Annotated in this window: 21 protein-coding genes and 1 pseudogene; 15 read left to right on the forward strand and 7 right to left on the reverse strand. The window is 73.1% G+C overall.

Annotated features, from left to right (window positions below; translation table 11 throughout):
* Both ACI3EY_RS12825 and ACI3EY_RS12830 read left to right on the forward strand, forming a co-directional pair.
* A complete protein-coding gene (locus ACI3EY_RS12825) occupies positions 1-1,902 on the forward strand; it encodes an ABC transporter transmembrane domain-containing protein (protein ID WP_405040625.1) in 1,902 nt (633 codons plus the stop codon).
* On the forward strand, positions 1,899-3,848 hold the full coding sequence (locus tag ACI3EY_RS12830) for an ABC transporter ATP-binding protein (RefSeq protein WP_405040626.1): 1,950 nt from the start codon (positions 1,899-1,901) through the stop codon (positions 3,846-3,848). Before ACI3EY_RS12825 ends, ACI3EY_RS12830 begins: the two co-directional genes overlap by 4 nt.
* Positions 3,849-3,906: 58 nt before the next feature.
* Here the strand turns inward: ACI3EY_RS12830 and ACI3EY_RS12835 are convergent, their stop codons facing one another.
* Positions 3,907-5,790: a carboxyl transferase domain-containing protein gene (locus ACI3EY_RS12835; RefSeq protein WP_405038226.1), complete on the reverse strand. Its 1,884-nt coding sequence runs from the start codon at positions 5,788-5,790 to the stop codon at positions 3,907-3,909.
* Between the two features lie 64 nt (positions 5,791-5,854).
* Between ACI3EY_RS12835 and ACI3EY_RS12840 the strand changes: the two genes are divergently transcribed.
* Genes ACI3EY_RS12840 through ACI3EY_RS12850 form a run of 3 tightly spaced genes read left to right on the forward strand, consistent with a single transcriptional unit; the run spans position 5,855 to position 7,412 of the window.
* Entirely contained in the window at positions 5,855-6,775 is a 921-nt protein-coding gene (locus ACI3EY_RS12840; protein ID WP_405038225.1) for an AEC family transporter, read from the forward strand.
* A 14-nt stretch (positions 6,776-6,789) separates the two neighbouring features.
* Positions 6,790-7,011, forward strand: coding sequence for a DUF3046 domain-containing protein (locus ACI3EY_RS12845; protein WP_405040627.1), 222 nt, complete (start codon positions 6,790-6,792; stop codon positions 7,009-7,011).
* A gap of 17 nt (positions 7,012-7,028) precedes the next feature.
* Positions 7,029-7,412 carry a VOC family protein gene (locus tag ACI3EY_RS12850; protein WP_405040628.1) on the forward strand — a complete coding sequence of 128 codons (384 nt, stop codon included), beginning with the start codon at positions 7,029-7,031 and terminating at the stop codon, positions 7,410-7,412.
* 23 nt (positions 7,413-7,435) lie between these two features.
* On the opposite strand, the gene ACI3EY_RS12855 is transcribed toward ACI3EY_RS12850, so the two are convergent.
* Both ACI3EY_RS12855 and ACI3EY_RS12860 read right to left on the reverse strand, forming a co-directional pair.
* The gene (locus ACI3EY_RS12855; RefSeq protein ID WP_405040637.1) at positions 7,436-8,557 is read right to left on the reverse strand and encodes an aspartate-semialdehyde dehydrogenase; all 1,122 of its coding nucleotides are present in this window, start codon (positions 8,555-8,557) and stop codon (positions 7,436-7,438) included.
* A 41-nt stretch (positions 8,558-8,598) separates the two neighbouring features.
* Positions 8,599-9,870, reverse strand: coding sequence for an aspartate kinase (locus tag ACI3EY_RS12860; protein WP_405040629.1), 1,272 nt, complete (start codon positions 9,868-9,870; stop codon positions 8,599-8,601).
* Between the two features lie 165 nt (positions 9,871-10,035).
* Here ACI3EY_RS12860 and ACI3EY_RS12865 point away from each other — a divergent pair, with 165 nt between their 5' ends.
* The 3 genes from ACI3EY_RS12865 (at position 10,036) to ACI3EY_RS12875 (ending at position 13,131) form a co-directional block, all read left to right on the forward strand.
* Positions 10,036-11,187: an NYN domain-containing protein gene (locus ACI3EY_RS12865; RefSeq protein ID WP_405038221.1), complete on the forward strand. Its 1,152-nt coding sequence runs from the start codon at positions 10,036-10,038 to the stop codon at positions 11,185-11,187.
* A gap of 280 nt (positions 11,188-11,467) precedes the next feature.
* A complete protein-coding gene (gene recA, locus ACI3EY_RS12870) occupies positions 11,468-12,514 on the forward strand; it encodes a recombinase RecA (protein WP_405038276.1) in 1,047 nt (348 codons plus the stop codon).
* Positions 12,514-13,131: a regulatory protein RecX gene (locus ACI3EY_RS12875; protein ID WP_405038220.1), complete on the forward strand. Its 618-nt coding sequence runs from the start codon at positions 12,514-12,516 to the stop codon at positions 13,129-13,131. The genes recA and ACI3EY_RS12875 overlap by 1 nt, the downstream gene beginning before the upstream one ends.
* Positions 13,132-13,135: 4 nt before the next feature.
* Here ACI3EY_RS12875 and ACI3EY_RS12880 read toward each other — a convergent pair whose 3' ends face one another.
* Complete coding sequence (locus ACI3EY_RS12880) at positions 13,136-16,411, reverse strand: S41 family peptidase (RefSeq protein ID WP_405040630.1); 3,276 nt, start codon at positions 16,409-16,411, stop codon at positions 13,136-13,138.
* Positions 16,412-16,469: 58 nt separating this feature from the next.
* On the reverse strand, positions 16,470-16,913 hold the full coding sequence (locus ACI3EY_RS12885; RefSeq protein ID WP_405038218.1) for a hypothetical protein: 444 nt from the start codon (positions 16,911-16,913) through the stop codon (positions 16,470-16,472).
* A gap of 96 nt (positions 16,914-17,009) precedes the next feature.
* On the opposite strand from ACI3EY_RS12885, the gene ACI3EY_RS12890 reads away from it, so the two are divergent.
* The 3 genes from ACI3EY_RS12890 (at position 17,010) to ACI3EY_RS12900 (ending at position 19,955) form a co-directional block, all read left to right on the forward strand.
* On the forward strand, positions 17,010-17,756 hold the full coding sequence (locus tag ACI3EY_RS12890; protein WP_405038217.1) for a sulfite exporter TauE/SafE family protein: 747 nt from the start codon (positions 17,010-17,012) through the stop codon (positions 17,754-17,756).
* A 22-nt stretch (positions 17,757-17,778) separates the two neighbouring features.
* Positions 17,779-19,308 carry a tRNA (N6-isopentenyl adenosine(37)-C2)-methylthiotransferase MiaB gene (gene miaB / locus ACI3EY_RS12895; RefSeq protein ID WP_405040631.1) on the forward strand — a complete coding sequence of 510 codons (1,530 nt, stop codon included), beginning with the start codon at positions 17,779-17,781 and terminating at the stop codon, positions 19,306-19,308.
* A 98-nt stretch (positions 19,309-19,406) separates the two neighbouring features.
* Complete coding sequence (locus tag ACI3EY_RS12900) at positions 19,407-19,955, forward strand: P-loop NTPase family protein (RefSeq protein WP_405040632.1); 549 nt, start codon at positions 19,407-19,409, stop codon at positions 19,953-19,955.
* Positions 19,956-19,979: 24 nt separating this feature from the next.
* Here ACI3EY_RS12900 and ACI3EY_RS12905 read toward each other — a convergent pair whose 3' ends face one another.
* The gene (locus ACI3EY_RS12905; protein ID WP_405040633.1) at positions 19,980-20,561 is read right to left on the reverse strand and encodes a PGPGW domain-containing protein; all 582 of its coding nucleotides are present in this window, start codon (positions 20,559-20,561) and stop codon (positions 19,980-19,982) included.
* A gap of 96 nt (positions 20,562-20,657) precedes the next feature.
* Here ACI3EY_RS12905 and ACI3EY_RS12910 point away from each other — a divergent pair, with 96 nt between their 5' ends.
* Both ACI3EY_RS12910 and ACI3EY_RS12915 read left to right on the forward strand, forming a co-directional pair.
* Entirely contained in the window at positions 20,658-21,461 is an 804-nt protein-coding gene (locus tag ACI3EY_RS12910; protein WP_405040634.1) for a GNAT family N-acetyltransferase, read from the forward strand.
* Between the two features lie 33 nt (positions 21,462-21,494).
* Positions 21,495-21,932, forward strand: coding sequence for a hypothetical protein (locus ACI3EY_RS12915; protein ID WP_405038212.1), 438 nt, complete (start codon positions 21,495-21,497; stop codon positions 21,930-21,932).
* On the opposite strand, the gene ACI3EY_RS12920 is transcribed toward ACI3EY_RS12915, so the two are convergent.
* Positions 21,910-25,671 carry an FtsK/SpoIIIE domain-containing protein gene (locus ACI3EY_RS12920; protein ID WP_405040635.1) on the reverse strand — a complete coding sequence of 1,254 codons (3,762 nt, stop codon included), beginning with the start codon at positions 25,669-25,671 and terminating at the stop codon, positions 21,910-21,912. The genes ACI3EY_RS12915 and ACI3EY_RS12920 overlap by 23 nt on opposite strands.
* A 225-nt stretch (positions 25,672-25,896) precedes the next feature.
* Between ACI3EY_RS12920 and ACI3EY_RS12925 the strand changes: the two are divergent.
* Together ACI3EY_RS12925 and ACI3EY_RS12930 are read left to right on the forward strand one after the other, a co-directional pair.
* Positions 25,897-26,601: pseudogene (locus tag ACI3EY_RS12925) on the forward strand (CpaF family protein); the annotation flags it as partial.
* 64 nt (positions 26,602-26,665) lie between these two features.
* A partial coding sequence (locus ACI3EY_RS12930; RefSeq protein ID WP_434056919.1) for a hypothetical protein occupies positions 26,666-26,881 on the forward strand: 216 nt, incomplete at its 3' end.

The following is a 26,881-nucleotide window of genomic DNA, read 5'->3' on the forward strand; positions in this document are numbered from 1 at the left end:
ATGCGCGACTTCCCCCCCACCGTCACCGCCTGGACCGACGACGCCCCGACGGGCGCCGACCGGCGGACCGGCGACGTGCCCGACACCCGCTCGCCGGCCCGTTTCCTCTGGTGGCTGCTGCGCCGGCAGACGGACCTCGTGCTCGCGGGCTGCCTGGGCAGCCTGCTCTGGTTGCTGCCCACGGCGCTGACCCCGTGGGTGCTCGGCCGGGCCATCGACGAGGGCATCGTGCCCGGCGACCAGCGCCAGGTCTGGCTCTGGTGCGGAGTGCTGCTGCTGATCACCGTCGTCGGGGCGGCCAGCGGGGTGTTCTACCACACGGTCGTGGTCCGGTCCTGGCTGGTCGCGGCCTACGGGCAGACCCGGCTGGTGACGCACAAGGCGGTCGGCCTGGGACACGTGCTGCCGCGTCGTGCCCCCACCGGTGAGGTGCTCAGCGTCAACGGCAGCGACGGGGAACAGCTGGGCGAGTTCATCGAGGTCTTCTCCCGCCTGATCGGCAACGTGGTGGCCTATGCCGTCGTGGCCCTCATCGTGCTGCAGATCTCGGTCCCGCTGGGCTCCGTGGTGCTGCTCGTGGCACCGGTGCTGGTCCTCGCCTCCGGGGCGCTGCTGCGCCCCCTGACCTCGGCCCAGACCCAGGAGCGGAGCCGCACCTCCGAGCTCACCTCGATGGCCACCGACATCGTCGCCGGCCTGCGCATCCTGCGGGGCATCGGCGGCGAGCGCATCTTCGGCGACAACTACGCCCGGCAGAGCCAACGGGTCCGCCGCTCCGGTGTGCAGGCGGGTCGCTGGGGCGCCCTCGTCGAGGCCGTCGGGGTGCTGCTGTCCGGTCTGTTCGTCGTCGCCCTGATGGTGATGGGGGTGGAGCAGGTGCGGGCCGGGCGGCTGCAGATCGGCGAGCTCGTCACCTTCCTCGGGTATGCCATCTTCCTCGTCCAGCCCATCCGTGTGGTCTTCGAGTCGGCGCAGAAGATCACCCGCTCGGTGGTCTCGGCGCGCACCACGATCGGTGTCCTCGGCACCGGCGACCCGTGGCCGCGGCGCCCGGATGTCGGGGCCGGGGAGCTGACCCGGCTGGCGGCCGGCGAGCTGGTCGACTCCGTCTCCGGGCTGCGGGTGCGACCCGGTCTGCTGACGATGGTGGTCAGTGCCGAGCCGGACGAGAGCGCGGCGCTCGCGGACCGGCTGGGACGCTACCTGCCCTCCGGGGAGTCCGTCCCCGGGGTGGAGGACGACGAGGCGAGTGGCCGCGTCGCCCGGCGTGCCGCGCGTGCCCGTTCCCGGGCCCGCGCCGAGCTGGAACGGCGTGACACGGAGCGCGCCGACGCTCCCTGGGGGGTATGCCTGGCCGGCACCGACCTCGGTGACCTCCCGCTGTCCCGGGTCCGGAAGCTGGTCCTGGTCAGCGACACCGCCGCGCACGTCTTCGCCGGGACGCTGCAGGACGCGGTCGACCCCTCGGGGCGGGTTTCCCGCGAGGAGGCCGAGGCGGCCCTGGTCGCCGCGGCCGCCGAGGACGTCTTCGACATCCTCCCCGGCGGCTGGCAGGGCGTGCTCGACGAGCGGGGCCGCGGGCTCTCCGGCGGGCAGCGCCAGCGGCTGGTGCTGACCCGAGCGCTGGCCGCCGACCCGCCCGTCCTGGTGCTGGTGGAGCCCACCTCCGCGGTGGACGCGCATACCGAGTCGCGGATCGCCCGACGGCTGCCCGAGCACCGACGGGGCCGCACCACGGTGGTCATGACGGCGTCCCCGCTGATGCTGCACCATGCCGACGAGATCGCCGTCCTGGAGGGCGGGACGGTGGTCGCCACCGGCACCCACCAGGAGCTCGCGGCCTCCCACCGCGGCTACCGCGACACCGTGCTGCGCGGTGCGGACGAGGAGGTACGGACATGAGCAGCCCCCTGCGTCAGGACCTGGCCGCGGCGTCCGAGGCGACCTGGCGCGCGGAGGTGGAGCTGCCCCCGGTGGTCCCGGACCAGCTGCGACCCCCGGAGCCCGGAACCGCCGGCACCCGGGAACGTCACCGACTGCTGTGGGAACGGCACGCCCTGCGGCGCGAGCGTGCCCGGGCGAACCTGACGACCGCGCTGGACCCCGAGCGCGGGCTGCCGGTCGCCTCGACCTCGACGGTCGTGGCCTACCTGCGGGCCCTGCTGCGGCGACGCGCCGGGCTGGTGACGGTGGTCACCGCCACCAACGCCCTGGCCGCCGCCGCCGGGCTCGCGGTGCCCTTCCTGCTGGGCCGGCTGGTGGACGTCGTGGTCGCCGCCGACGGCGACCCGGCGCTGAGCACCGTGCGCACCTTCGGGGTGCTGCTCGTGGTCGTCCTGCTCGCGCAGGCGGTGCTGACCTTCCTGGCCAAGACGCTCGCGGCCGTGCTCGGGCAGGGCGTCCTGGCCGAGGCCCGCGAGGACGTCATCCGGGCCGTGCTGCGGCTGCCGCTGGGCAAGGTCGAGGCGGCCAGCACCGGTGACCTGGTCACCCGCGTCACCCGTGACGTCGGGTCGATGAGCGGGGCGGTGCGCTGGGCGCTGCCCGAGTTCATCATCGGCGTGGTGACGGTGCTGCTGACCGTGGGCGCGATGGTGCTCAACTCGTGGGCGCTCGCCGCGCCCACCCTGGTGATGGCCACCCTGTCGCTGTGGCAGGTGCGTCGCTACCTGCAGCAGGCCCCGGCGGCATACCTGCTGGAGGGCGCCACCTACAGCGACATCAACACCGCCCTGACCGAGACCGTCGAGGGTGTGCGCACCGTCGAGGCCTACGGCCTGCAGCGGGCCCGGCGCCGCGCCGGGGTGGACGACATCGAGGTGTCCGCCCAGGCCGAGCGCTACGGCCTGACGCTGCGCAACATCCTCTTCGCGGTGATGGACATGGCGTTCTCGCTGCCCCGGGTCCTGACCCTGGTGGTCGGCGCGCTGCTGTACACCCAGGGCGGCGTGACCCTGGGCCAGATCACCACCGCGATGCTCTTCATCGAGACCTTCTACGGTCCCTTCGACCGGCTGGTCGGGACCGTCGACCGGCTCCAGGTCGGGGTCGCCTCGACGACCCGGCTGCTGGGCATCGCCGAGGTGCCGGCGGACCGCGAACCCGGCACCGGCAGGCCCCGCGGCGACCGGCTGCTGGGCCGTGGGCTGCGCTACGCCTACCGTCCTGGCCACGACGTGCTGCACGGGATCGACCTCACCCTGGAGCCGGGGGAGCGGCTGGCGATCGTGGGCCCGTCGGGGTCTGGGAAGTCCACCCTGGGCCGGCTGCTCGCCGGCATCCACGCACCGGTCTCCGGCTCGGTCACGGTCGGCGGGGTGGAGCTGGTGGAGCTGCCGTTGGAGGCGCTGCGCAACCAGGTCGCCCTGGTCACCCAGGAGCACCACGTCTTCCGCGGCTCGGTGCGGGACAACGTCGAGCTGGCCCGTGAGGGCTCGGGGGAGGAGCCGGTATGGCGTGCGCTGGCGGCGGTGGACGCCGACGCCTGGGTGCGCGAGCTGCCGGACGGGCTGGACACCGTGCTCGGCTCCGGCCAGCACCCGCTCACCCCTGCGCAGGCGCAGCAGGTGGCGCTGGCGCGGCTGATCCTGGCCGACCCGCACACCCTGGTGCTGGACGAGGCGACCAGCCTCATCGACCCGCGCACGGCCCGGCACCTCGAGGGCTCGATGAGCGCGCTGCTCACCGGGCGCACCGTGGTGGCGATCGCGCACCGGCTGCACACGGCGCACGACGCCGACCGGATCGCGGTCGTCCAGGACGGGCGGATCGTGGAGCTGGGCAGCCACGACGAGCTCATCGAGCAGGACGGCGAGTACGCCTCCCTGTGGCGGGCCTGGACCAGCTGAGCAGCCGGCCCGACGAGCACCGCCAGCAGGCCCCGTCAGATCTGCCCGTCAGCTCCCGTCAGCCCTGCTGGTCGGACCCGTCGCCGTCGTCGGCCGCCTTCTCCTCCGCGCTCGCCAGCTTGCCCAGGGTGCGGGGGCGGAGCCGGTCGTCGGCCTGGCGGCGCAGCCGTCGCGGGTTGAGGCCGTGCTGGGCGTTGTAGCCCTTCACGATCGCCGAGCGCAGCTCGCGGACGGTGGCCAACGGGTTGTCCGCGTCGTGCACGATGGTGTCCACCAGACCCTGCGCCTTGAGGTCCAGGGCGGAGGCCTTCATGGTCTCCAGGGTCATCCCGACCTGCTCCAGCGACGGGTTCGACTCGTTGTAGAGGATCGTCGCGGTCGAGCGCGGCTCGGACACGAAGCCCAGGGCGCTGTCGAACATGATGGTCTCGCGCCCGAACGGGGTGGTCGCCAGCCCGCCGCCGCTGCCCATCGCCCCGGTGATCACCGAGACCGTCGGGAAGGGGTGCGAGGCGGCCCGCTTGATGCTCTGCGCGATGGCCCGTGACTGGCCACGCCGCTCCGCGGCCATCGAGGGCATGGCGCCCAGGGTGTCGGTGAAGAACACGATCGGCAGCTCCCAGCGCTCCGCGGCGGTCATCATCCGCACCGCGTACTCGAAGTCCTCCGGGCTCGGGTTCGCCGGACGCTTGCCGACGTAGGCCCCGGAGATCGTGTAGGAGGGCTGGTCGCCGATGACGACGAACGACTGGCCCCCGAGGGTGGCCAGTGCCGCGACGATGCTCGGGTATGCCTTCTCGTCCTCGAACCGGACGTGGTTGTAGAACGGGACCGCGGAGTCGAAGACGTGCCGCAGCAGGAACTCGGTGTCCAGCCGGCCGGCGCCGGCCGCGATCTCGTTGTAGCGCGCCATCAGCGCCTCCCGGGGGGAGCCGCTGGTGCGGTCCCGCCGGGCCCGGGGCACGTCGATGCGCTGGTCGACCTCCTGACGGCCCCACAGGGCCGCGGAGAAGCCCTCGGGGCCGGCGCTGACCTCGCGGCTGCCGGAGTCGGCCAGCTCCTCGAGGGTCTCCTCCTCGCGCAGCCGGTGCGAGATCCGGCCCGAGGAGAGCACCTGGCCGATGAACTCGACGAGCTCCTCGACGCCCTTGACCAGGACGTCCACGTTGCGGTCCAGGTAGTTGGCCTCCGCGCTCTGCAGCCCCCGGGGCACCTCGCGTCCCTCGAAGGTCTCGATGACGCGCCGTCCGGCGAAGCCGTAGTCGGTGCCCTCCAACGCGACGATCAGGTCCGCGACCGGGACGGCGCTGGCGGACATGCCGCCCCATACCTGCCCGGCGAGCACGGAGATGTAGGGCCGGTTGGTGGTGTGCTGGAACTTGTTGGCCGCGGCCGCCATCCGCTGCATCTGGACCAGGCCCAGGACGTTCTCGTGCTGGCGCACCCCGGAGGAGGCCCCCATGCTGATCAGCGGCAGGCCCTCGCGCTCGGCCAGCTCGGCCGCCTGCACGAACTTCTCCCCGGCGACCTCGCCGAGCGATCCGGCGAAGAAGGCCCAGTCGACGACGTAGACGACGGCCCGCTGACCGCCGAAGTCGCCGATCCCGAACCGCGCCGACTCGTTGGTGCCGCTGCGGGCCTCCGCGTTGCGCAGCTTGTCGGTGTACCGCTCGATCGTGTCGCCGACCCGGCGCTGCAGCCCGATCAGGTCGTCGACGACGCGCAGGTGGCCGTAGCGCTCCTGCAGGGAGATGCTCTCGACGAAGGTGGCGATGGCCTGGGTGGGGTTGAGGCCCGGACGGCTCTCGTAGAGGCTGGCCACGGTGCGCGGCACCACCGGGCGACGGTCGAGCAGGTCCCGGGTCACTCCACCCTCGCCGTAGACGTCGTCGACGTCGGGATCGGTGTCCGAGGCGTGGTGCTTCTCCGGGGGTGCTGCCATGCGCCGAACGCTAGCAGCAGGGCCGCCCGGATCCGGTCACCGTCAGGGCGGATAATGGTCCCCCGTGGTCGCCGTCCTGGAGGGTTTCGCGCTGATCGCGGCGATCGTCGCGGTGGGCTGGCTGCTCGGGCACTCGGGGCTCTTCGGGAGGCGCGAGGAGAGGATGCTGGCGCGGCTGACGTTCTACGTCGGCTCCCCGTCTCTGCTCTTCCTCGTCGTCTCCCGCGCCGACGTCCGGGTCATCTTCTCGGGCTTCCTGGTGGCGACCGTGATCGCGGTCGCGGTGTGCTCGGTCGCCTACCTGCTGATCGCCCGGCTGGTCTTCCACAGGCGGTGGGCGCAGAGCGTGATGGGCGGGATGGCCGCCAGCTACGCCAACTCCAACAACCTGGGTCTGCCCATCGCGATCTACGTGCTGGGCGACGCGACCTGGGCGGCACCGTTGCTGCTCATGCAGCTCCTGCTGCTGCAGCCGGCCTGGCTGGCCGCGCTGGACGCCACCCGCAGCGGGCAGGTCTCCTGGCTACGGGTGCTGCGCTCACCCTTCACCAACCCGTTGACGATCAGCACCCTGCTGGGCCTGGGCTTCGCGCTCGCGGGCCGGCAGCTGCCGGAGCCGGTGCTGGCCCCGGTGGAGATCCTGGGCGGGCTGGCGATCCCGTGCATGCTGATCGCCTTCGGCATCTCGCTGCGGCTGTCGCCGGTGCCCGGCGGGCGCGGCAACCGGGCCGAGATCGCCACCGTGGTGCTCATCAAGCTGCTGCTGATGCCGGCCGTGGCCTGGCTGGTGGCGGGGCCGGTGCTGGGCCTGTCCACCGCCGAGGTGATGGCCGTGGTGGTGATGGCCTCGCTGCCCACGGCGCAGAACGTCTACGTGCTGTCGGTGGCCTACGGCCGGTCCGAGGACCTGGCCCGGGACACCGTCTTCCTCACCACCGTGCTGGCCCTCCCGGCGATGCTGGGCGTGGTGGCCGTCCTCGGGTGACCTAGCCTGGGGTGATGCGGTTGAGCGAGTTCTGGGGCCTGATGGAGCGGGAGTTCGGCTCGGGGTATGCCTCGATCGTGGCCGGGAGCCAGGCGCTGGGCAGCCTGGGCGGACGCACCGCCGACCAGTCCCTCGAGGGCGGGGAGAAGGTCCGTCTGGTGTGGGAGGCGATCTGCCGGGACATGGACGTGCCGCCGGAGCACCAGGAGCTGCCCGACCCGCCGCGCCGCGCCTGACGCCCTATCCTGCTGGGATGTCCTCGCTGCGGCTCTACAGCACGGTGGTCGACTGCCACGACGCGCTCGCGCTGTCCCGGTTCTGGGCCGCTGCCCTGGGGTGGGAGCTGCGGCAGCAGGAGCCGGACTGGGCCAGCGTGGGGGACCCGGACGGGCCGCAGCGGCTCGGCTTCGAGCCGGTGCCGGAGGGGAAGACGGTCAAGAACCGTCTCCATCTCGACCTGCTGCCCCAGCAGGGTGTCGACCGTGAGGTCGAGCGGGCCCGCCTGGAGGCGCTCGGGGCACGGCTGCTGCGCACCGTGCTCGAGGGCGACCTCGTCGCGCACGACGTCATGGCCGACCCGGAGGGCAACGAGTTCTGCCTGCTCGAGCCCTACGACGCCTACTTCATCGAGGACTGAACGGAGCCGGGCGGACCGACCGGTCAGCCGTCACCCCGGACAGCCGGGACGAGGCCACGCTCCAGCAGCACCTCGGCGATCTGCACGGTGTTCAGCGCCGCGCCCTTGCGCAGGTTGTCCGAGGAGATGAACAGCACCAGCCCACGCCCGTCCGGCACCGACTGGTCCACCCGGATCCGGCCCACGAGCGAGGGGTCACGGCCGGCCGCGGCCAACGGGGTGGGCACGTCGGTGACCTCCACCCCCGGCGCGCCGGTCAGCAGCTCGGTGGCCCGACCGGGGGTCAGGGGTGCGCCGAACTCGGCGTGCACGGCGAGGCTGTGCCCGGTGAAGACCGGCACCCGCACGCAGGTCCCGGAGACCGCCAGGGCGGGGATGCCGAGGATCTTGCGCGACTCGTTGCGCAGCTTGGCCTCCTCGCTGGTCTCGTCGTCGGCGCCCAGCTCCCCGGCCATCGGGAGCACGTTGAAGGCGATCGGCGCGACGTAGGAGTGCGGGTCCGGCATCCGGACCGCGGCCCCGTCGTGGGTCAGCGCCTCTACCGGGACGTCACCGGTGAGTGCCCCCCGGGCCTGGTCCGCGAGCTCGCTGACCCCGGCCAGCCCCGACCCGGAGACGGCCTGGTAGGTGGCCACCCGCAGCCGTTCCAGGCCCGCCTCGGCGTGCAGCGGGCGCAGCACCGGCATCGCGGCCATCGTCGTGCAGTTGGGGTTGGCCACGATCCGGGAGCCGTCCGGGCCGAGCGCCAGGTCGAGGTCGTCGGGGTTGACCTCGCTGACGACCAGCGGCACCCGGGGGTCCATCCGCCAGGCCGAGGAGTTGTCGATCACCACGGCACCGGCCGCGGCGAAGCGCGGGGCGTGCTCCTTGCTGGCAGAGCCACCGGCCGAGAAGAGCGCGATGTCGATGCCGGACAGGTCGGCGGTCGCGACGTCCTCGACCTCGATCTCCCGAGGCTCGACGAGGTCGGGGGCGGCGGACGGGCAGCCCGCCCAGCCCAGGCTCGTGCCGGCCGACCGCGAGGAGGCCAGGTAGCGCACCGAGGCCACCGGCAGGTCACGCTCGGCCAGCAGGCGGCGCATCACCGCGCCGACCTGACCGGTGGCCCCGACGACGGCGACCCGCACCCGCCGGCGCGAGGGCATACCCGCGTCCTCGGCCTCTTGCTGGTGCTGCTGCACGGCGCTCACCGTCCCGTCCCACCGTAGACCACGGCCTCGTCCTCGGTGTCCAGCCCGAAGGCGGTATGCACCGAGCGCACCGCGTCCTCGAGGTTGGACTGGTCGCAGATCACCGAGATCCGGATCTCGGAGGTACTGATCATCTCGATGTTCACCCCGGCGTCGGCCAGGGCCGAGAAGAGCTTGCTGGCGACCGAGGGGTTGGACCGCATGCCGGCCCCCACCAGGGAGATCTTGCCGACGTGGCTGGTGTAGAGCACGTCGGTGAAGCCCATCTGCTCCTGCAGCTCGCGGACCGCGGCGACCGCGGTGCGACCGTCCGTCTCCGGGATGGTGAAGGAGATGTCGGAGGTCTCGGCGTTCGACGTCGACACGTTCTGCACGATCATGTCGATCGCCACGCCGGCCCGGGCGACGGCACCGACGACGGCCGCGGCCGCCCCGGGCCGGTCGGGGATGCCGACGGCGGTGACCTTGCCCAGCGACTTGTCGTGGGCGATGCCGGAGATGATCGGTTCTTCCATGGTGTCCTCCGTGAGGGGTCGTCCGACGAGGATCCAGGTCCCTTCCTTGTCGGAGAAGCTGCTGCGGACGTGCAGGGGCACCTGGAAGCGGCGGGCGTACTCCACCGCGCGCAGGTGCAGGATCTTGGCGCCGTGCGCCGCCATCTCCAGGGTCTCCTCGATGGTGAGCCGGGTGACGCGGCGTGCGCTGGGGACGATGCGCGGGTCGGCGGTGTAGAGGCCGTCGACGTCGGTGTAGATCTCGCAGACGTCGGCGTCGAGGGCGGCGGCCAGCGCCACCGCGGTGGTGTCCGAGCCGCCCCGGCCCAGGGTGGTGATGTCGTCGTCGGTGGAGATGCCCTGGAAGCCGGCGACGATCGCGACCGCGCCGTTCTCCAGGGTGCCCCGGACCCGCCCCGGCTGGACGTCCAGCAAGCGGGCCTGACCGTGTGCGGTGTCGGTGCGCATACCGGCCTGGGCGCCGGTGTAGCTGCGGGCCGGGACCCCCAGCTGCTCGATGGCCATCGCGAGCAGCGCCATCGAGATGCGCTCGCCCGCCGAGAGCAGCATGTCCATCTCCCGGACCGGCGGGGTGCCGGAGGCGATCTGCCCGGCCAGGTCGAGGAGGTCGTCGGTGGTGTCGCCCATCGCCGAGACGACGACTGCCACCCGGTCACCGGCGTGGTGGGCGGAGACGACCCGCTGGGCGACCCGACGCATCGCGTCGGCGTCGGCCACGGACGAACCGCCGAACTTCATCACGAGCAGAGCCATGGGACTTCCTGTGCAGGGTGTCGTGGCAGGGGGACGGGATCTCCCCTGCCGGGCGAGCAGCCAGTCTAGGGGGCGGACCGGTCAGCCCTTGACGCTGGGGAAGCACGGGTGCGGCCTGGCGCGGGCGGGACGGGGGAGGGCCCGTGGTGGCCTACGCTCGTCGACATGGACGACGAGGACCGGATCGCGCTGCTCATCGACTACGAGAACCTCGCGCTCGGATCGCGCGACCACCTCGGGGTCCCCTTCGACCTACGTCCGGTGGCCGACGCGCTGGCCGAGCGGGGACGGGTGGTGACCCGGCGCGCCTATGCCGACTGGTCCTACTTCGACGAGGACCGGCGGATGCTGACCCGCAACCACGTCGAGCTGATCGAGATGACCCAGCGGATGGGGGCCTCACGCAAGAACGCCGCTGACATCAAGATGGCGGTCGACGCGATCGAGATGGCCTACGAGCGGGACTACCTGACCACCTTCGCCATCTGCACCGGGGACAGCGACTTCACCCCGCTGGTGCACAAGCTGCGCGAGCTCAACAAGCGGGTGATCGGGTTCGGCGTCCGCGACTCCACCTCGACGATGCTGCCGCCCGCCTGCGACGAGTTCATGTACTACGACGACCTCGACGGGGTGGTGCCGGCCGAGCCGGACGCCGTCCGGCCGAGCACCGGGCGCACCCGGGGCAAGGCACGCCGGGTGCGCACCGAGGCGGCACCGGTGACCGAGGTCGCGGACGAGGCGGTGGCCGGCGCCGAGGCCCCGGCCGGCACCCAGGGTGTCGGCGTGGAGCCGGGCCACGAGCCCGGGCACGAGTCCGGACACGAGCCGGAGGTGGAGCAGCAGGACACGGACCTGCCCTCGCTGGTGGCGCAGACCGTCTCCGGTCTGCAGCGCAGCTCCGGGGGAGCCGTGACCGCCTCGGTGCTGAAGCGCACCCTGCTCCGCAAGGACTCGACGTTCTCCGAGGCCACCCACGGGTTCCGTGCCTTCGGGGAGCTGCTGGACCACCTGGCGGGCCGCGGCATCATCGAGCTGAGCCCGGGCCCGGCCAAGGGGGACCCGGAGGTGACGCTGCCCGAGGAGGGTGGCCGGCAGGAGGCCTTCCTGCTGCTCCGCGAGACCGTGGCGGACCTGGACGAGGGCTCCGGGGTGGCGCTGTCCGGGCTCAAGGACCAGGTCCGGGGCCGCCGGGAGGGCTTCTCCGAGAAGCCTCTCGGGTACGGGTCGTTCCTGCAGTTCTGCAAGGGCGCTGCTGCGTCCGGCATGGTCGAGCTGACCCGCAAGGGCAACGGGTACCTGGTCACGGCACCCTGACCGACACGCCTGCGTGTCCTGGTCGTCTTCGTACGCACGTGCGACTACCGTGTCCACAAGGTGCCGCCGACAGGCACGGTTGTCCACAGATCCATCGTGGAGCCCCGGGACTGTCGGTGCCGGCCCCTAGCGTCTGACCCAGACATCGGGCCCGTCCCCCGGGACGGTCCCGGGTCGGTCGAAGGTAGGCGCGCCCGCCACGAGACGAAGGAGCAGGCAGATGCCACAGGCAAGCAAGACCACCGGTGCGGCCGGGGTCAAGAACGACAGGACCCGGGCCCTGGACACCGTCCTGGCCCAGATCGAGAAGCAGCACGGCAAGGGGTCCGTGATGCGGCTGGGCGACGAGGACCGTCCGCCGATCCAGGTCATCCCGACCGGAGCCATCGCCCTCGACGTGGCCCTGGGGGTCGGTGGGCTGCCGCGCGGTCGCGTGGTCGAGATCTACGGCCCGGAGAGCAGCGGTAAGACCACGGTCGCCCTGCACGCCGTGGCCAACGCCCAGAAGGCCGGCGGGATCGCGGCCTTCATCGACGCCGAGCACGCGCTCGACCCGGAGTACGCCAAGAAGCTGGGTGTCGACACCGACGCGCTGCTGGTCAGCCAGCCGGACACCGGTGAGCAGGCGCTGGAGATCATGGACATGCTGATCCGCTCCGGCGCGCTGGACATCGTCGTCATCGACTCGGTGGCGGCCCTGGTCCCGCGGGCGGAGATCGAGGGCGAGATGGGGGACAGCCACGTGGGTCTGCAGGCGCGGCTGATGTCGCAGGCGCTGCGCAAGATCACCGGTGCCCTCAGCACCACCGGCACCACCGCCATCTTCATCAACCAGCTGCGCGAGAAGATCGGCGTCATGTTCGGCTCGCCCGAGACGACGACCGGTGGCAAGGCGCTGAAGTTCTACGCCTCGGTGCGGATCGACGTCCGCCGGATCGAGACGCTCAAGGACGGCACGGACGCGGTCGGCAACCGGACGCGGGCCAAGATCGTCAAGAACAAGGTCTCCCCGCCCTTCAAGCAGGCCGAGTTCGACATCCTCTACGGGCACGGCATCTCCCGCGAGGGTGGCCTGATCGACATGGGCGTGGAGCACGGCTTCGTCCGCAAGTCCGGTGCCTGGTACACCTACGAGGGCGAGCAGATGGGGCAGGGCAAGGAGAACGCCCGACAGTTCCTCAAGGACAACGCCGACATCGCGGACACCATCGACCGCAACATCAAGTCCAAGCTGGGGATCGGTGCATCCGCCGCCCCGGCCACCAGCAGCGAGGACCTCCCGGCCGGGGTCGACCCGGTCACCGGTGAGGTCTCGGTCGACTTCTGATGGCCACCGCAGACCGACTGTCTGCGGCGCAGGACGCACTGGCCGCCGCGGAGGCGGCGGCCAGTGCGTACGGCCTCCGTCCCGCCCGCGGCGGGGATCCCGAGCGCGCCCCGTCGGTAGGGACGCAGGCCGAGCCGGACCCGCACTCGGTGGCTCGGCGAGTGGTCCTGCGGCAGCTGGCGATGGGTCCACGGACCCGGCGCCAGCTGGAGGACAAGCTCCGCGACAAGGGGTGCGACCCGGTCGTCGGTGCGCAGGTCCTGGACCGGATGGGCGAGGTCGGCCTGGTCGACGACGAGGCCTACGCCGAGATGTACGTCCGGTCCAAGCAGGAGACCAAGGGCCTGGCCGCGAGTGCGCTCCGGCACGAGCTGCGCCAGAAGGGGGTCGCCGACGAGGTCGTCGACGCCGCCCTGGAGGAGATCGACCCCGAGCACGAGCGCGCCCAGGCGCAGGCTCTGGTGGCCCGGAGGGCGCGCAGCCTGCGCGGCCTGGACCGCGAGACCCAGACCCGTCGCCTCGCCGGCTTCCTGGCCCGCAAGGGGTACAGCTCCGGGGTGTCGTACCAGGTCATCCGTGAGGCCCTGGACGCCCTGCCCGAGCACGGTCGGGACTGACGCGTCAGCCCCGTCGGCGCACCCGCACCCGCGGCTCTGGCAGCGGGGGCGGGGTCGCCGCGGGGCGCTCGGCCAGCAGTCGGAGGGCCTCCTCGACCGCACGGTCGAGCTGACGGTCGGTCCCTGCGGCGAGGTCGCCGGGGGAGTGGACCACCTCGATGTCGGGGTCGACGCCGTGGTTCTCCACCGCGAACCCCTTGCCCTCCAGCCAGAAGGCATAGCGAGGCTGGGTGACCGACGTGCCGTCCACGAGGTCGAACCGGCCGTCGATGCCGACGACGCCGCCCCAGGTGCGCTCGCCGACGACGGGACCCAGGCCCAGCGCCTGGGCCCCCGCGTTGACGATGTCCCCGTCCGACCCGGAGAACCGGTTGGCGACCAGCACGACCGGCCCGCGCGGAGCCTGTGCGGGGTAGGAGCCGACCTGCGCGTAGTGGCGGGCGTGCGTCCACCCCACGACCCGGGCACCGAGCCGGGCGAGCACCAGCTGGCTGGTGTGCCCGCCCCGGTTGTAGCGGACGTCCACCACCAGGCCCTCGCACCGGGTCGCCAGGTGCAGGTCACGGTGGAGCTGCGCCCAGCCGACGCTCATCATGTCCGGGATGTGCAGGTAGCCGAGCCGGCCCTGGGAGCTGTCCGCGACGTACTCCCGGCGTGACTGCACCCAGTCCTGGTAGCGCAGCACCTCCTCGTCGCCCAGCGGGACCACGACGACGCGTCGGTCGGTGCCCTCCCTCCGCAGGGTCAGCTGGACCGGCACCTCGGCGGCCCCGACGAGCAACGGTGCCGGGCCGTGGGCCGGGTCGACGGGGCGCCCGTCGACGGCGACGAGCACGTCGCCGGCGCGGGCGTCGACGCCCGCCGCCTGCAGCGGGGAACGGGCCTCGGGGTCGCTGGACTCACCGGGGAGGATCCGCTCGATGCGCCAGCCGTCCTCGGCGCGGGACAGGTCGGCCCCGAGCAGCCCCAGGCGCTGGCTCTGGTCGCCCAGCGGCTCCGGGGGACTCACGTAGGCGTGCGAGGTGTTCAGCTCCGCGACCGTCTCCCACAGCAGGTCGACGAGGTCGTCATGGGTGGCCAGCCGCGGGACCAGGGGCCGCCATCGCGCCACGACGGCCTCCCAGTCGACGCCGTCCATGTCCTCGCGCCAGAAGTGCTCGCGCATGATGCGGGCGTTCTCGTCGAACATCTGCTGCCACTGCGCCGCGGGGTCGACCTCCAGGCGGACCCGGGACAGGTCGACCGCGACCTTGTCTTCCGCCTCGCCCTCCTCCGGGGCCCGGGACGCCGGCTGGACGTGCAGCTCGTCGCCGTGCTGCACGAGCACGCGCTCGCCGTCACCGCTGACCCGGTAGCGCTCCAGCGCGTCGCTGACCGTGCTGACCGCCCGTTTGTCGAAGCTGAAGTACTCCAGGGAGTCGGTGGCAGGCTCGCCCTCGACGCCGGAGCGCCTGCTCCCGAGGACGCCGGAGTCACCGGCGACCTTCACCCAGAGCACACCGCCCTTGGCCGCGCGCAGGTCCCGGTAGTCCGCGGAGGGGACGGGGAAGGCGGTGATCCGCTGCTCGGCACCCTCCGCGTCCAGGTCGGGGCTGGGCGGGACCGTGGCCTCCTCGTCGGTCTCGGCCGTGCGGGCCCCGTCCTTGGGGCCGCTGATCCGCCACCCGTCCAGGCTGGGTCCGAAGGGGGCGGGTCGGGTCGCCGCCAGCGGGACGAGCCAGGGGCGGGTGACCCCGGTGAAGCTCAACGCGAACTCGTGCGCGGCGTAGGTCGGGTCGAAGGTCCGGTCGGACAGGAAGACCAGCGCGGTGCCGTCCTGGGTGAAGTCGGGGTCCCGGTCGTGGTACCTGCCGCTGGTCAGCGGGACGGGGACGCAGGCGCCGGGGACGTCGCACACGACGATCTGGTGGTGCTCGCCCTCGCCGCCGGTCGGCTGGCTCCAGGTGAGGTACCGGCCGTCCGGGGAGAACCGAGGGGTGAGGGCCTCACCGTGCGGGGACCGGCCGACCTCACGCACCGCGCCGTCACTCGTGGCGACCAGACGGACGGTCCCGTCGTGGCTGATGATGGCCACCTGGGCCCCGTCCGGGGAGGTGGCCAGGTGCAACACCCGGCCGATCCGGCCACCGGCCACGCGCCGCGGTGCCGAGCTGCCGTCCAGGGCGTGCACCTCGAGCGCGTCCTCGCCGTCGGCGTCGCTGACCAGCACGGCGGCGTCCTTGCCGAGGAAGGCGGGCTCCCGGGTGCGGACGGCGGAGTCCACCACCAGGGCCCTTGCGGGGCCGGCCCGGTGGCTCACCCAGAAGGTGGCGCCGTGCGTGCCGACCAGGCTCGCGTCACCCCCCAGGTCGGGCGCCAGGTGCTCCAGCCTGTCCTGGGCGGCGACGGCATACCGCTGCGGGGCGGTGACCGGGAGCGTGATCTCCAGCCGCCGCGGGGTGGCGCCCGGCGAGTCGAGCAGCCAGAGCTGTCCCCGGCTGTGCCAGACGATCCGGGTGCCGTCCGTGCTCGCGTCCCGCACGTACCCTTCGTCAGGGCCCTGGAAGGTGAGCTGCACGGGTTCGGTCGGTTGCCGGCGCACCCGCCCGGTGGTGCCCCCGGGCCGGTGCCAGGCCCATAGGTTGGCCTGCTCGTCCGCCGCGTCGGGCAGGGTCGCGGCGCGGTCCGAGACGAAGACCAGGGTGTCCTCGACCCACATCGGGTCCACCATCGAGGCCGGGTCGTCGGCCAGCAGCGGCTCCCAGCCACCGGTGCCGGCACTGTCCAGCCACAACCGTGGTGCGGTGCCCCCTCGGTAGCGCTTCCACTGCGCGGGCGGGCGGCTGCCGACGCTCGACAGCGCCACCGCGCCCCCAGGATGCACCGCGACGCCCCACGCGGGCCCCCACGGCAGACGCTCCACCGAGCCGTCCAGCGAGACCGCCTTCACCACCGCGTGCCGCATGTTGCTCTCGCCGGCGTTGCTGGCGACCAGCACGCGGCCGTCGGCGGTCCAGCCCAGCACCAGGCTCACGCTCGCGCCCCACCAGGTCAGCCGCCGGGACGCCCCGGTGGCCACCTCCACCACCGCGACCTCGGGTCGGCCGTCACGGTGGGTGACGTAGGCGATGTGCTCGCCGTCCGGGCTGAAACGAGGATTTCGGGCGGGTTCGTGGTCGGCGGTCAGGCGCCAGGCGCGGCCGCCCTCGACGGGGGCGACCCAGACGTCGTCGTCGGCGACGAAGGTCACCAGGTCGGTGCCGGCGTGCAGGTGCGGGTAACGCAGATATCCCAGGCTCACGGTGGTCGACCCTACGCCGGGACGGATGGACCGTGCAGTGTCAACGCACGGATCGGGCCTACTCGTCCTCACGGGGAGCGGGCTCGTCCGAGGGGTCCCACTCGACCTCGCTCAGCTCTTCGTCCTCGCCGTCCACGTAGTGCATCGCGGACTCCTCCGGGGAGTCCCAGCTGGCGGCCCGCCACTCCTGCGCCACCCGGCGGGCCTCGTCGTCGGGGCGGTGGTCCCGGTCCCGGGACGCCCGGCTCCCGTCCTCGTAGCCCGCGCAGGGGTCGCGCTCCTCCTGCCGCACCCGCTGGTCGATGGTCTCCTCGCGGGACTGCTCGTCGGCCGTCACCCCGTAGGCCGCGGCCCCCCGGTAGTGGTCCCCCGCCGAGTACCCCCGGTCCAGCACGTCGCCCTCGCCGTCCAGGGTGTCCTCCGGCTGCAGCTGGTCCTCGGCGTCCACGCTCCACACCCCGAGGTCGTCGCCGATGGTCTCTCGGTCGGCCTGGTCACTCATGACGCGCTCCTTCGCCTCGCCCGGTGGGAGCCCACAGTAGCGGGGTCCGGCGCCACCCGACAGAGGTCCCGGTATGCCGTGAGCGAGACTGTGCCCATGACGTTCGTGCTGCTCGTGGTCGCCACGGTGGCCCTGGGCACGGCACTGCAGCGGATCGCCGGCATGGGCCTCGGGATGGTCGCCGCCCCCACCCTGTCGCTGGTCCTCGGCCCGGTCGCCGGGGTGACCCTCAGCAACGTCGCCGCGGTGGTCGCCGCTCTGATGCTGATGGCGGTGATGTGGTCCGACATCGACTGGCGCCGGTTCCGGGGCCTGGCGCCGCTGATGGTGGTGGGGTCGGTGGTCGGGGCCCTGGTCGTCAGGACGGTCTCCGCCTCGGTGCTGGACGTGGTGCTGGGGGCCAGCGTGCTGCTGGCCATCGCCGGAGCGCTGGGTCTGCAGAGCCGGCTGCACGTGCGGGGCCGGTCGGCGGCCATCGCCTCCGGGGGCATCGCCGGGTTCATGAACACCACCTCCGGGGTCGGCGGCCCCGCCCTGGCGGTGTACGGGATCGCCTCGCGCTGGGACCAGCGCGGGATGGCCGCGACCCTGCAGCCGATCTTCCTGCTCGTCAACCTCGCCTCGGTGGTGGCCAAGTGGGCGGTCGGGGCGACGCCCGAGCCCGGCCTGGTGCCCTGGTGGATCTGGGTGCTGGCGTGCGCGGCCGTACCCCTGGGGGTCGCCATCGGGACCCCGTTGGCGCGGCGGGTGCCGGTAGGGCGGGCGCGTGCCCTGACCATCGGCATCGCCACCGTCGGCGGCGCGGTCGCCCTGGTGCGTGGTCTGGTCGGCGTGCTGGGCTGAACGCCGTACCCTGGTGGACGCCATGATCAGCAAGACCTATGACGTCCGCACCCACGGGTGCCAGATGAACGTGCACGACTCCGAGCGACTGGCCGGCCTGCTGGAGACGGCCGGCTACGTCGACCTCGCCAGCCTGCCCTCGCCGCAGCGCCCGGAGGTCGCCGACGTCGTCGTCTTCAACACCTGTGCGGTGCGGGAGAACGCGGCCAACAAGCTCTACGGGAACCTGGGCCAGCTCCGGCCGGCCAAGCAGAAGAACCCGCAGATGCAGATCGCCGTCGGCGGCTGCCTGGCCCAGAAGGACCGCTCCACCATCGTCGAGCGGGCGCCCTGGGTGGACGTCGTCTTCGGGACGCACAACGTCGGGTCGCTGCCCGCGCTGCTGGACCGGGCCCGGCACAACAAGGCCGCCGAGGTCGAGATCCTGGAGTCGCTGGAGACCTTCCCCTCGACGCTGCCGACCCGGCGCGACTCGGCATACTCGGGCTGGGTGTCCATCTCGGTCGGCTGCAACAACACCTGCACCTTCTGCATCGTGCCTGCGCTGCGCGGCAAGGAGAAGGACCGTCGCCCCGGCGAGATCCTCGCCGAGATCGAGGCGCTGGTCGCCCAGGGGGTCGTCGAGGTCACCCTGCTCGGCCAGAACGTCAACACCTACGGCGTCGAGTTCGGGGACCGGCTGGCGTTCGGCAAGCTGCTGCGCTCGTGCGGCCAGATCGAGGGCCTGGAGCGGGTCCGGTTCACCAGCCCGCACCCGGCCGCCTTCACCGACGACGTGATCACCGCGATGGCGGAGACCCCGAACGTCATGCCCAGCCTGCACATGCCGCTGCAGTCGGGCTCCGACCGGGTGCTCAAGGCCATGCGCCGCTCCTACCGCAGCGAGAAGTTCCTCGGGATCCTGGACCGGGTGCGCGAGCAGATCCCGGACGCGGCGATCACCACCGACCTCATCGTCGGCTTCCCGGGGGAGACCGAGGAGGACTTCCAGGGCACCCTGGACGTGGTCCGTGCCTCCCGTTTCTCCAGCGCCTTCACCTTCCAGTACTCGATCCGCCCCGGGACGCCGGCGGCGGAGATGGACGACCAGATCCCGAAGGAGGTCGTCCAGGAGCGCTTCGAGCGGTTGATCGCGCTGCAGGAGGAGGTCTCCTGGGCGGGCAACCGCGAGGTCGAGGGCCGTGAGGTGGAGGTGCTCGTCGCCCCCGGCGAGGGACGCAAGGACGCCGAGACCCAGCGGATGTCGGGACGGGCGCGGGACAACCGGCTCGTCCACTTCGCGGTGCCCGAGGGCGCGGACGTGCCCCGGCCCGGGGATGCGGTGACGGTGGCCGTCACCTACGGCGCGCCGCACCACCTGGTCGCCGACTCCGGTGTCCAGGGCGGGGTGTACGCGGTGCGCCGCACCGCCGGCGGTGACGCCTGGGCCGCGCTGAACGAGGGCTCCACCCCCGGCGCCAGCCGCAAGCCCGCGGTGAGCCTCGGGATCCCGAGCGTCGGTGCGCCGCCGACCCCAGAGGTCGCCGCCGCCCCCTGCTGCCCGACCGACTGACCGGGCGAGCGCTCTGCTCCGACCGGGCGAGCGTTGTGTTCCGACCGGGCGAGCGCTCTGCTCCGACCGGGCGAGCGTTGTGCGGCACACTGCCGGGTATGCCCCGCGCGACCCTGGCCGATCTGCGTCACGCCGAGCGGATCCTCGTCTACGGCGTCACGGGTTCCGGCAAGTCGACCGCTGCCCGCCGGTGGGGTGAGCGCCTGGGTCTGCCGGTGCACCTGGTCGACGAGGAGGTCGGCTGGCTGCCAGGCTGGCAGCTGCGCCCGGTGGCCGAGCAGCGGCGGCTCGCGGCCGAACTGGCGTCACAGGACCGATGGATCCTGGACTCCGCCTACGGGTCGTTCCGCGATCTCGTCCTCCCTCGCGCCCAGGTGGTCCTGGCCCTCGACTACCCCCGGGCGGTCAGCCTGGCTCGGCTGGTGCGGCGCACCGCCCGTCGATACCGGACGCGGGAACGGGTCTGCAACGGCAACACCGAGGATGCGCGCCAGATCCTGTCCCGGGACTCGATCCTGCTCTGGCACGCCCGCAGCTTCACCCGCAAGCGGCGGTTGATGCGCCGGTGGGAGGCGGACCCGCAGGGCATACCCGTGCTGCGGGTGAGCAGGCCCCGCGACCTGGATCGAGCCCTGGCCCGACTGTGAAGCAGGCCCGGACCCGGTGACGAGTCAGTGGCGGGTGCCCGCGTCCGGGCGCCCGGTGCGCTCCGCGTCGGCGGAGGCCTTGGCCGACCTCTTGTGCTCCTCCTGCTCGGCCTCTTGGCGGCGCTCGCGCGCGACCTCGGCCTTGTGCTCGGCTTCGATCCGGTCGATCTCCGCACGCGCCTCCGGCTTGTTGTAGAAGCGCTTGACCGAGTAGCCCAGCAACGCGATCGCGATGGCGCTGGAGACCAGCATGGTGATCGCGACCCCGGGCCCACCGAAGAGCCACCACTCGTCCCGCAGCGGCCACCAGGACGGCGGCGGCGGGGAGACGAGCCAGACGACCCCGATCCCGACGAGCACCAGCGTGATGAGGCTCGACAGGAGGATGCGGGGGACGGTCTGCACGCCTTGGGCGGCACTGCGCAACGCCCTGATCTTCACCGGGTTGGTCCACCGCCGCGCCCATGAGTACTGGGTCGAGAGCAGCGCCAGCCCGGCGAAGGTGAGGAGCAGGCCAGGCCCCGGCAGGAAGAGTGCGAGCACCCCGATGACCAGGACGACCCATCCGAGGGTCTCCAGGGCGATGCGCTTGGCCGCTCGGTGCACGTGATGCAGCCTAGGTCAGCCGTGGGCCCGGGCCGAACGCCGGCCGTGCACGGTCAGGCTGCACACTCCGGATGCGGGTGTGCGAGAGTACCGCCCGTGACATGGAGCCAGGTCGACCGCGACACACTGCTCATCACCTCCGGCCGCGACCCGTTCGTGCGCTTCGCCACCAGCACCGAGCTGGTGGCCGTCGCCGCCGAGGACGGTGCCGGCTGGGCCTGCGTCAGTCCCTGGCGCCAGGGCGCGGCCCACTGGGGTGGTGCGGCGGTGGTCGCGCCGGACGCCCCGCCGGACGCCGAGTCGCAGGCGCTCCAGGCCATCGTGGACGCCGCCCACGACGAGGTGCGCCTCGAGTGGTTCTCCACCCGGGACCGCCGCGACCTGGAGCTGCCCGGGCACTACGTCGCCACCGGCTCCGGGAGGTGGGCCTTCATGTGGACCGAGCGGACGGCCGGGGTGCCGCTGCCGCAGGGGTTGGCCGATCAGGACCTCGAGCTGGTCGAGCTGGAGGACCGGGCTGACGCGGAGCACCTCGAGGCCTTCGGGCAGGAGCACAGCGACGGCCCCTACCAGGGCTTCCCGGGCCGGGGGTTCGCCACCCTCTGGCTCGCCGTCCGGGACCGTGAGGGCAGCACGGTGGCGGTCGGGGGCCTGCACGAGCTGGCCTCGGGTATGCCCCATCTGGCCGGCGTCGTCGTCCGCCCCGCCTCCCGTGGCCGCGGCATCGGCATGCTGCTCACCGAGGCGCTGACCGCTCGCGCCGTGGAGGAGGCCGGGGTCGCGACCCTGGGGGTGGACACCGACAACCAGGGCGCCCTGCGGCTCTACGAGCGCCTCGGGTATGCCACCGCTCACCGCTTCCACACCCGTGACCTGGGGCTGGTGAGCCAGCACCCCTGACCGGTGCGCCGCGCCACGACCTACGATGGGCGGGTGACCGAGCAGCCCGCAGGGAGCGTCCCGGAGGACGCGCCGAGCACGGCATCGACGATGCCCACCGAGCCGACGCCGAGGCAGCTGGTGGCCGGTCGCGTCGCAGCCACCCTGGTGGCGGTGGAGGCGTTGGTGATCACCGGTCTCGCCGGCTTCTACCTCTACGAGCTCCTCATCGGGGAGGGCGTGGACCTGCTCGTCATCATCATGTCGGTGGTGACGATGGCGGTCTTCGTGATCGCGCTCGCCTACACGTCGCTGGGGCTGGTCCGACGTCATCCGCGGGCCCAGGCGCCGGCCATCGCATTCAACTTCCTGATGGTGCCGATGGGGATCGCCCTCTTCGAGTTCGCGCCGTGGTGGATGGCCGTGGGGGTGCTCGGACTGGGCGTCGGAGTCGTGGTCTCCACCTTCCTCATGGGTCGGCTCGAGACGTAGCAGAGCCTGGGGGAGCAGCGACCTGGACCCGGGTGCAGCGTCCGCGACGGACCAGCACCCCGCGCCCAGGGACCGGGACGTCACCGACCGGCAGCCGGACCCCGACGACGGCACCCTCGCCCGGCGCGGACGGCTGCAGGACGACCGCGGTGCGTCCTCGCGCGGCCGCGGGGACCAGCCCGCGGAAGGACCCGGCTGCGGCATCGGTGTCCGCGGCGACGAGCAGGTCCCGGCGCCCGACGGCCGCCGCCTCGACGAGCAGGTCTTCGGTCGGGGTGCCGGCCAGCAGATGGGCGTCGTCCACCACGACCAGGTGCCCGTCCGGCAGGTTCTGCAGACGCTCGGTCAACGTTCCCTGCGACGGCGGTGAGCTGCCCTCGACGACGAGCGCAGGCCGCTCCCGCAGCAGCGCCCGCAGGGTGCTGGTGCGCCCCGAGCCGGCCGGGCCCAGCACCAGCACCGAGCCACCGGGCACCGTCACCGCCGTGACCTCGTCACCCCCGACCGCCCAGCCGTCCTCGCCCGGCGGCGCCGCCCAACGGCGGGGGAGCGGGCGGCAGACGAAGGGCGGGCCACCCGCCGGCGACGTGGGCCGGGGGTCGGTCGGAGGGAGCAGCACCTGCGCCTCGACGCCGTCCCTGGCCCCCACCATCCGCCCCGGCGGCTGGTCCCGCGGGACCTGAGCGGGGCGCAACCCGGTCATCAGCAGGTCGGCGGGGTCGTTCAGCCGCAACGCCCAGGTCTGGGGCAGCAGGGAGGCGACCTTGCCCAGCAGCAGGCTGCGGTCACCGGTGAGGGCGGCGACCACGCCGACCGCCGGTCCCTCGCGCAGCACCCGCAGCACGGTGTCCACGGCACGACCACGCTCCACCTCGCCGAAGAGGTCCACGAACCGGTCCCACCCGTCCAGCACCAGCACCAGCGGCGGACCGGTGAGGGCCTCCGCCTGACGGGTCAGCACGCTGTGCTGCAGCCGGTCCAGCAACCGCAGGCCGTGGGCCAGGTCGTCCGGGCCGCTCCAGCCGCAGACGCCCGGGTGCCGGCTCAGTGGCGTCGCCGCGAGCGTGCGTCCGAGATCCAGCACGACCAGCCAGCACGGGAGTCCGCGCAGCAGCAGGGAGCACAGGGCGGTGCTGCGCCCGGACCCGGCGGAGCCGACGAGCGCGAGGTGCGTGTCCGCCTCCCACCGCAGCAGGTCCCGGCGCTGCTGGGAGGGCAGGTCCGCGCACGCCCAGGCGTCTGGCCGGTCGGGGTCGCCGGGCATCCGTCCCGGCAGCGGTGGGTGCCACACCACCGGCGCGGTGGCGTCGGTCAGCGCGGCCGCCTCGGTCAGCACGGCGGCGAGCGGGCCGAGGTCGTCCGCGCCCGCCCGCCGCGCGGGTGGCCGTTCCAGGTATGCCCGTGCCGACCACACGTCCTCGTGCGCCGTGACCGTCCAGTCCGGGGTCCCGCCGGCCGTGGGCGGCCCGACGCGAGCCACCTGGACCCGTCGCGGTCGCTCGGCCCCGGTGCGCCACAGCGCCAGACCGGGGTGGTCCTGCGGCAGCGACGCGGCCTCCGCCGTCTCGATGACGTCGAGCGAGTCCGACGCGTCCCGCACCCGGAGGGCGATCCGCAGGTTGACGTTCGCCCGCAGGTCGGCACCGACCACGCCCGCCGGACGCTGGGTCGCCAGGATCAGATGGACCCCCAGGCTGCGTCCCACCGCCGCCAGCCGGACCAGGCCGGACATCACCTCGGGCACCGCCTCGGCCAGCACCCGGAACTCGTCGATGACGACCACCAGCCGGGGCAGACCGGCATACCCGTCGATGTCCTGGACCCCCGCCTCGGCGAGCACGGCCTCCCGGCGGACGAGCTCGGCCTGCAGCGAGGCCAGGACCCGCTGGGCGAGGTGCGGGTCCAGGTCGGTGACCAGCCCGGTGACGTGCGGCAGCGCGGCGCAGTCACCCAGGGACGAACCGCCCTTGAAGTCGACGAGCAGCAGCGCCAGGTCGGCCGGCGAGCAGCGGATCGCCAGGGCCGCGACCACGGTGCGCAGCAGCTCCGACTTCCCGGCCCCGGTGGTGCCCGCCACCAGGGCGTGCGGGCCCTCGCGGGGAAGGTCGATGGTGACGGGGCTGCCGTGGTCGTCCACACCGATCGGGATCTGCAGCCCGGGGGCGGACCAGCACGAGCGCGCCGTCGCGGCGGAGGTGGGCCAGGGACCGAGGTCACCCAGGCGGACCGCGGCCATCGGCGACGACGCGAGCGGTCCCGCTGCCCCGGTGGTGTCGCTGTCACCGCCGGAGCAGCGCAACGGTGCCAGGATCCGCACCAGGGACCTGGCGCGGGCCAGGCCGACGGTCGCCGGGGCGAAGTGCACGTCGGGCTGCCCCGGCACCTGCAGCACGGCGGCCGGCGTCGTCCCCGAGCCCGGCCCGGCGCCGGGGAGCAGCACCCGGGGCACCCCCGCGGGCGCCTCCTCCACCGTGTCCACGAGCAGCAGGTCCCGACCCCAGACCAGCGCACGACCCGGCGGACGGCCGTCGGTCACCGTGTGCGGGAGCCAGCCCAGCAGGTCCCACCCGGGACCGGGTGCGGCCTGCGGGTCGAGGACCAGGGACCACCGGCCGGGTGGGTGCCCGGTCGCCAGCTGCAGCAGCAGGCTGCGGGCCAGGCCGTCCCTGGCCCCCGCCGGGCCGACGAGCACCAGAGGTCGGTCCAGCGGGTGCTCCAGCGGTGCGACCTCGTGCTCGAGCAGCTGACCCTGGAGCCGTACCGAGGACGCGGACCGGTGCTCACCGAGCATGACGGTGTGGGCTTCGTCGGCGCGTTCCCACAAGGTCGTGGAGGGGACGGGCCGCAGGGCGGCGAGGACCCCGACCAGCCCGGGGGCACGGGCCCGCCTCCGGTCGAGCTCGTCCTGGAGCAGGGTCCGCGCGCGCTCGGTGTCGGTGGTCAGCTGGGCGCGGTATGCCGCGACCGCCTCCTCGTGCTCGGCCCGGGCGGCGCGCCGGTCACCGAGGTACTGGCCCAGGACCATGGCCGGGCCGAGCAGGCCGAAGAGCAGCAGCCACGGCATCCGGAGCAGCACCGCCACCGCCAGGGCCAGCACCAGCGGCAGGCTCCACGTCCACGAGCTGGGCGCCCGGACGGCCCGGCGACCGGCTGGTGACGGGGTGGAGATCTCGACCGGCTCGAGGGCAGGGAGCACCCGCGGCCACGGGGTCAGCTCACGGGTGCCGTCCGCAGCCCGGGAGAGTGCCGGTGCTGCAGGTCGGGCGACCAGGACCAGGGCCGTGCCGCCGGCCAGCAGCCGGTCACCCGGGCGCCACCGTGCTCCGTCGCCGTGCTGCTCCCACCTCATCCCGTTGGTCGAGCCCAGGTCCGCGACCCGGACACCGTCCCGTTCCTGACGCACCTGCAGGTGTCTCCGGGAGAGGCCGGGGTCCTGGATGCGGAGGTCGCACGCCGGGCCGCGGCCCACGACGACCCAGCGGCCCGGGGGGAGCGGCGCGGCGCCGCCGGCGTCCGGGCCGGCGGCGACGACCAGCCAGGGGATGCCCGACGGCATACCGTCGGTGGGCGGTGGGACGGACAGGTCGCACCCGTGCTCCAGCCGGTCGTCGAGCTCGTCGGGGTCGCCGGGGTCGCCGGCGAGCCGTCGGAGCAGCTGGCCACGCGTGCTTCCGGCCGGTGCCTGCACCGCCAGGTGCTCGACCCGCCCGCCCAGCTGCCGCGTCACGATGACCTTCATCTGCCCATGGTGCGAAGCCCCCGACCTCCTAGGACGAGTTGTCCACAGGCTGTGGACGACGCCGGTCGGCCGGGGCGGGGCCGCCGTAGGTTGAAGGTCGCCGGGCGGACCCGTCCGGGTCGCCAACAATCGGACTCTTCCGCTGGGAGCACCATGGGAGTAGCCTGCGAATCGGCTGCACGGGGCAGGGCCCGGACGGCCCGTGTGAGCATGGGGAGGTAGGACATGTCAGCGTCGGCGGTGCAGCTGCTCGAGGACGACGTCCGAGAGCTGATCCGACGCCGCAGGCTGGACCCGGCCCTCGACGACGCCGCCGTGCGCGACCTGATCGGGGAGGTGCTGGACGAGTACGACGACCGTGCCCTGGTCGGTGGACTGGTTCCCTTGGGCGACCGCCAGGAGACACAGCGCATCCTGCTGGAGTCCGTGGCCGGCTTCGGGCAGCTGCAGCCTTACCTGGACGACCCAGGGGTCGAAGAGATCTGGATCAATGACCCCTCGCGGATCTTTGTTGCCCGGAACGGTCGCCCGGAGCTGACCCCTACCCTGCTCACCGAGCAGCAGGTCCACGACCTGGTGGAGCGGATGCTGCGCAGCTCCGGCCGCCGGGTGGACCTGAGCAGCCCCTTCGTCGACGCCAGCCTGCCGGACGGGAGCCGGCTGCACGTGGCGATCCCGGACATCACCCGACGCCACTGGGCGGTGAACATCCGCAAGTTCGTGGTGGCCGCGGACGAGCTCTCCGACCTGGTGCGGCTCGGCACCCTCACCGAGGACGCGGCGCGGTTCCTGGAGGCGGCGGTGGTCTCCGGCCTGAACATCCTGGTGGCCGGCGGGACCCAGGCCGGCAAGACGACCCTGTTGAACTGCCTGGCCGCCTCCATCCCGGCGCACGAACGGGTGGTCACCTGCGAGGAGGTCTTCGAGTTAGCGAACACAGGTTAAGTGCGCTCGTCCCGAACAGGTGTCGGAGGGTCGTGTCCAGGCTCTGTGGGTGACGCGTGGCAACATGGGTGTCATGACAGTCACGGTTCAAGCGCCCCCCACCCCGATCGGGGTTGCGGAGTACTTCGCCGGCATTGGACTCATGGCAGCGGCCTTGGAGCCTCGCGGCTTCGAGGTCAAGTGGGCCAACGACATCGAGGTCGCCAAGAGAGACCTATACGTAGCCAACCGCCCCAGTGCCGCCGACCGGTTCAGTCTCGGTGAC

The organism is Serinicoccus shuyuelongi (assembly GCF_045032955.1).
In the GTDB taxonomy this organism is placed as follows: Bacteria; Actinomycetota; Actinomycetes; order Actinomycetales; family Dermatophilaceae; genus Ornithinicoccus.

What these genes read in the sequence shown, in the direction of transcription:
- miaB (WP_405040631.1), top strand. Translation starts at nt 17,779, where the DNA reads ATGATCAGCAAGACCTATGACGTCCGCACCCACGGGTGCCAGATGAAC.
- ACI3EY_RS12920 (WP_405040635.1), bottom strand. Translation starts at nt 25,671, where the DNA reads ATGAAGGTCATCGTGACGCGGCAGCTGGGCGGGCGGGTCGAGCACCTG.
- ACI3EY_RS12865 (WP_405038221.1), top strand. Translation starts at nt 10,036, where the DNA reads ATGGACGACGAGGACCGGATCGCGCTGCTCATCGACTACGAGAACCTC.
- ACI3EY_RS12890 (WP_405038217.1), top strand. Translation starts at nt 17,010, where the DNA reads ATGACGTTCGTGCTGCTCGTGGTCGCCACGGTGGCCCTGGGCACGGCA.
- ACI3EY_RS12900 (WP_405040632.1), top strand. Translation starts at nt 19,407, where the DNA reads ATGCCCCGCGCGACCCTGGCCGATCTGCGTCACGCCGAGCGGATCCTC.
- ACI3EY_RS12835 (WP_405038226.1), bottom strand. Translation starts at nt 5,790, where the DNA reads ATGGCAGCACCCCCGGAGAAGCACCACGCCTCGGACACCGATCCCGAC.
- ACI3EY_RS12875 (WP_405038220.1), top strand. Translation starts at nt 12,514, where the DNA reads ATGGCCACCGCAGACCGACTGTCTGCGGCGCAGGACGCACTGGCCGCC.
- ACI3EY_RS12860 (WP_405040629.1), bottom strand. Translation starts at nt 9,870, where the DNA reads ATGGCTCTGCTCGTGATGAAGTTCGGCGGTTCGTCCGTGGCCGACGCC.
- ACI3EY_RS12850 (WP_405040628.1), top strand. Translation starts at nt 7,029, where the DNA reads ATGTCCTCGCTGCGGCTCTACAGCACGGTGGTCGACTGCCACGACGCG.
- ACI3EY_RS12830 (WP_405040626.1), top strand. Translation starts at nt 1,899, where the DNA reads ATGAGCAGCCCCCTGCGTCAGGACCTGGCCGCGGCGTCCGAGGCGACC.
- ACI3EY_RS12845 (WP_405040627.1), top strand. Translation starts at nt 6,790, where the DNA reads ATGCGGTTGAGCGAGTTCTGGGGCCTGATGGAGCGGGAGTTCGGCTCG.
- ACI3EY_RS12825 (WP_405040625.1), top strand. Translation starts at nt 1, where the DNA reads ATGCGCGACTTCCCCCCCACCGTCACCGCCTGGACCGACGACGCCCCG.
- ACI3EY_RS12885 (WP_405038218.1), bottom strand. Translation starts at nt 16,913, where the DNA reads ATGAGTGACCAGGCCGACCGAGAGACCATCGGCGACGACCTCGGGGTG.
- ACI3EY_RS12855 (WP_405040637.1), bottom strand. Translation starts at nt 8,557, where the DNA reads ATGCCCTCGCGCCGGCGGGTGCGGGTCGCCGTCGTCGGGGCCACCGGT.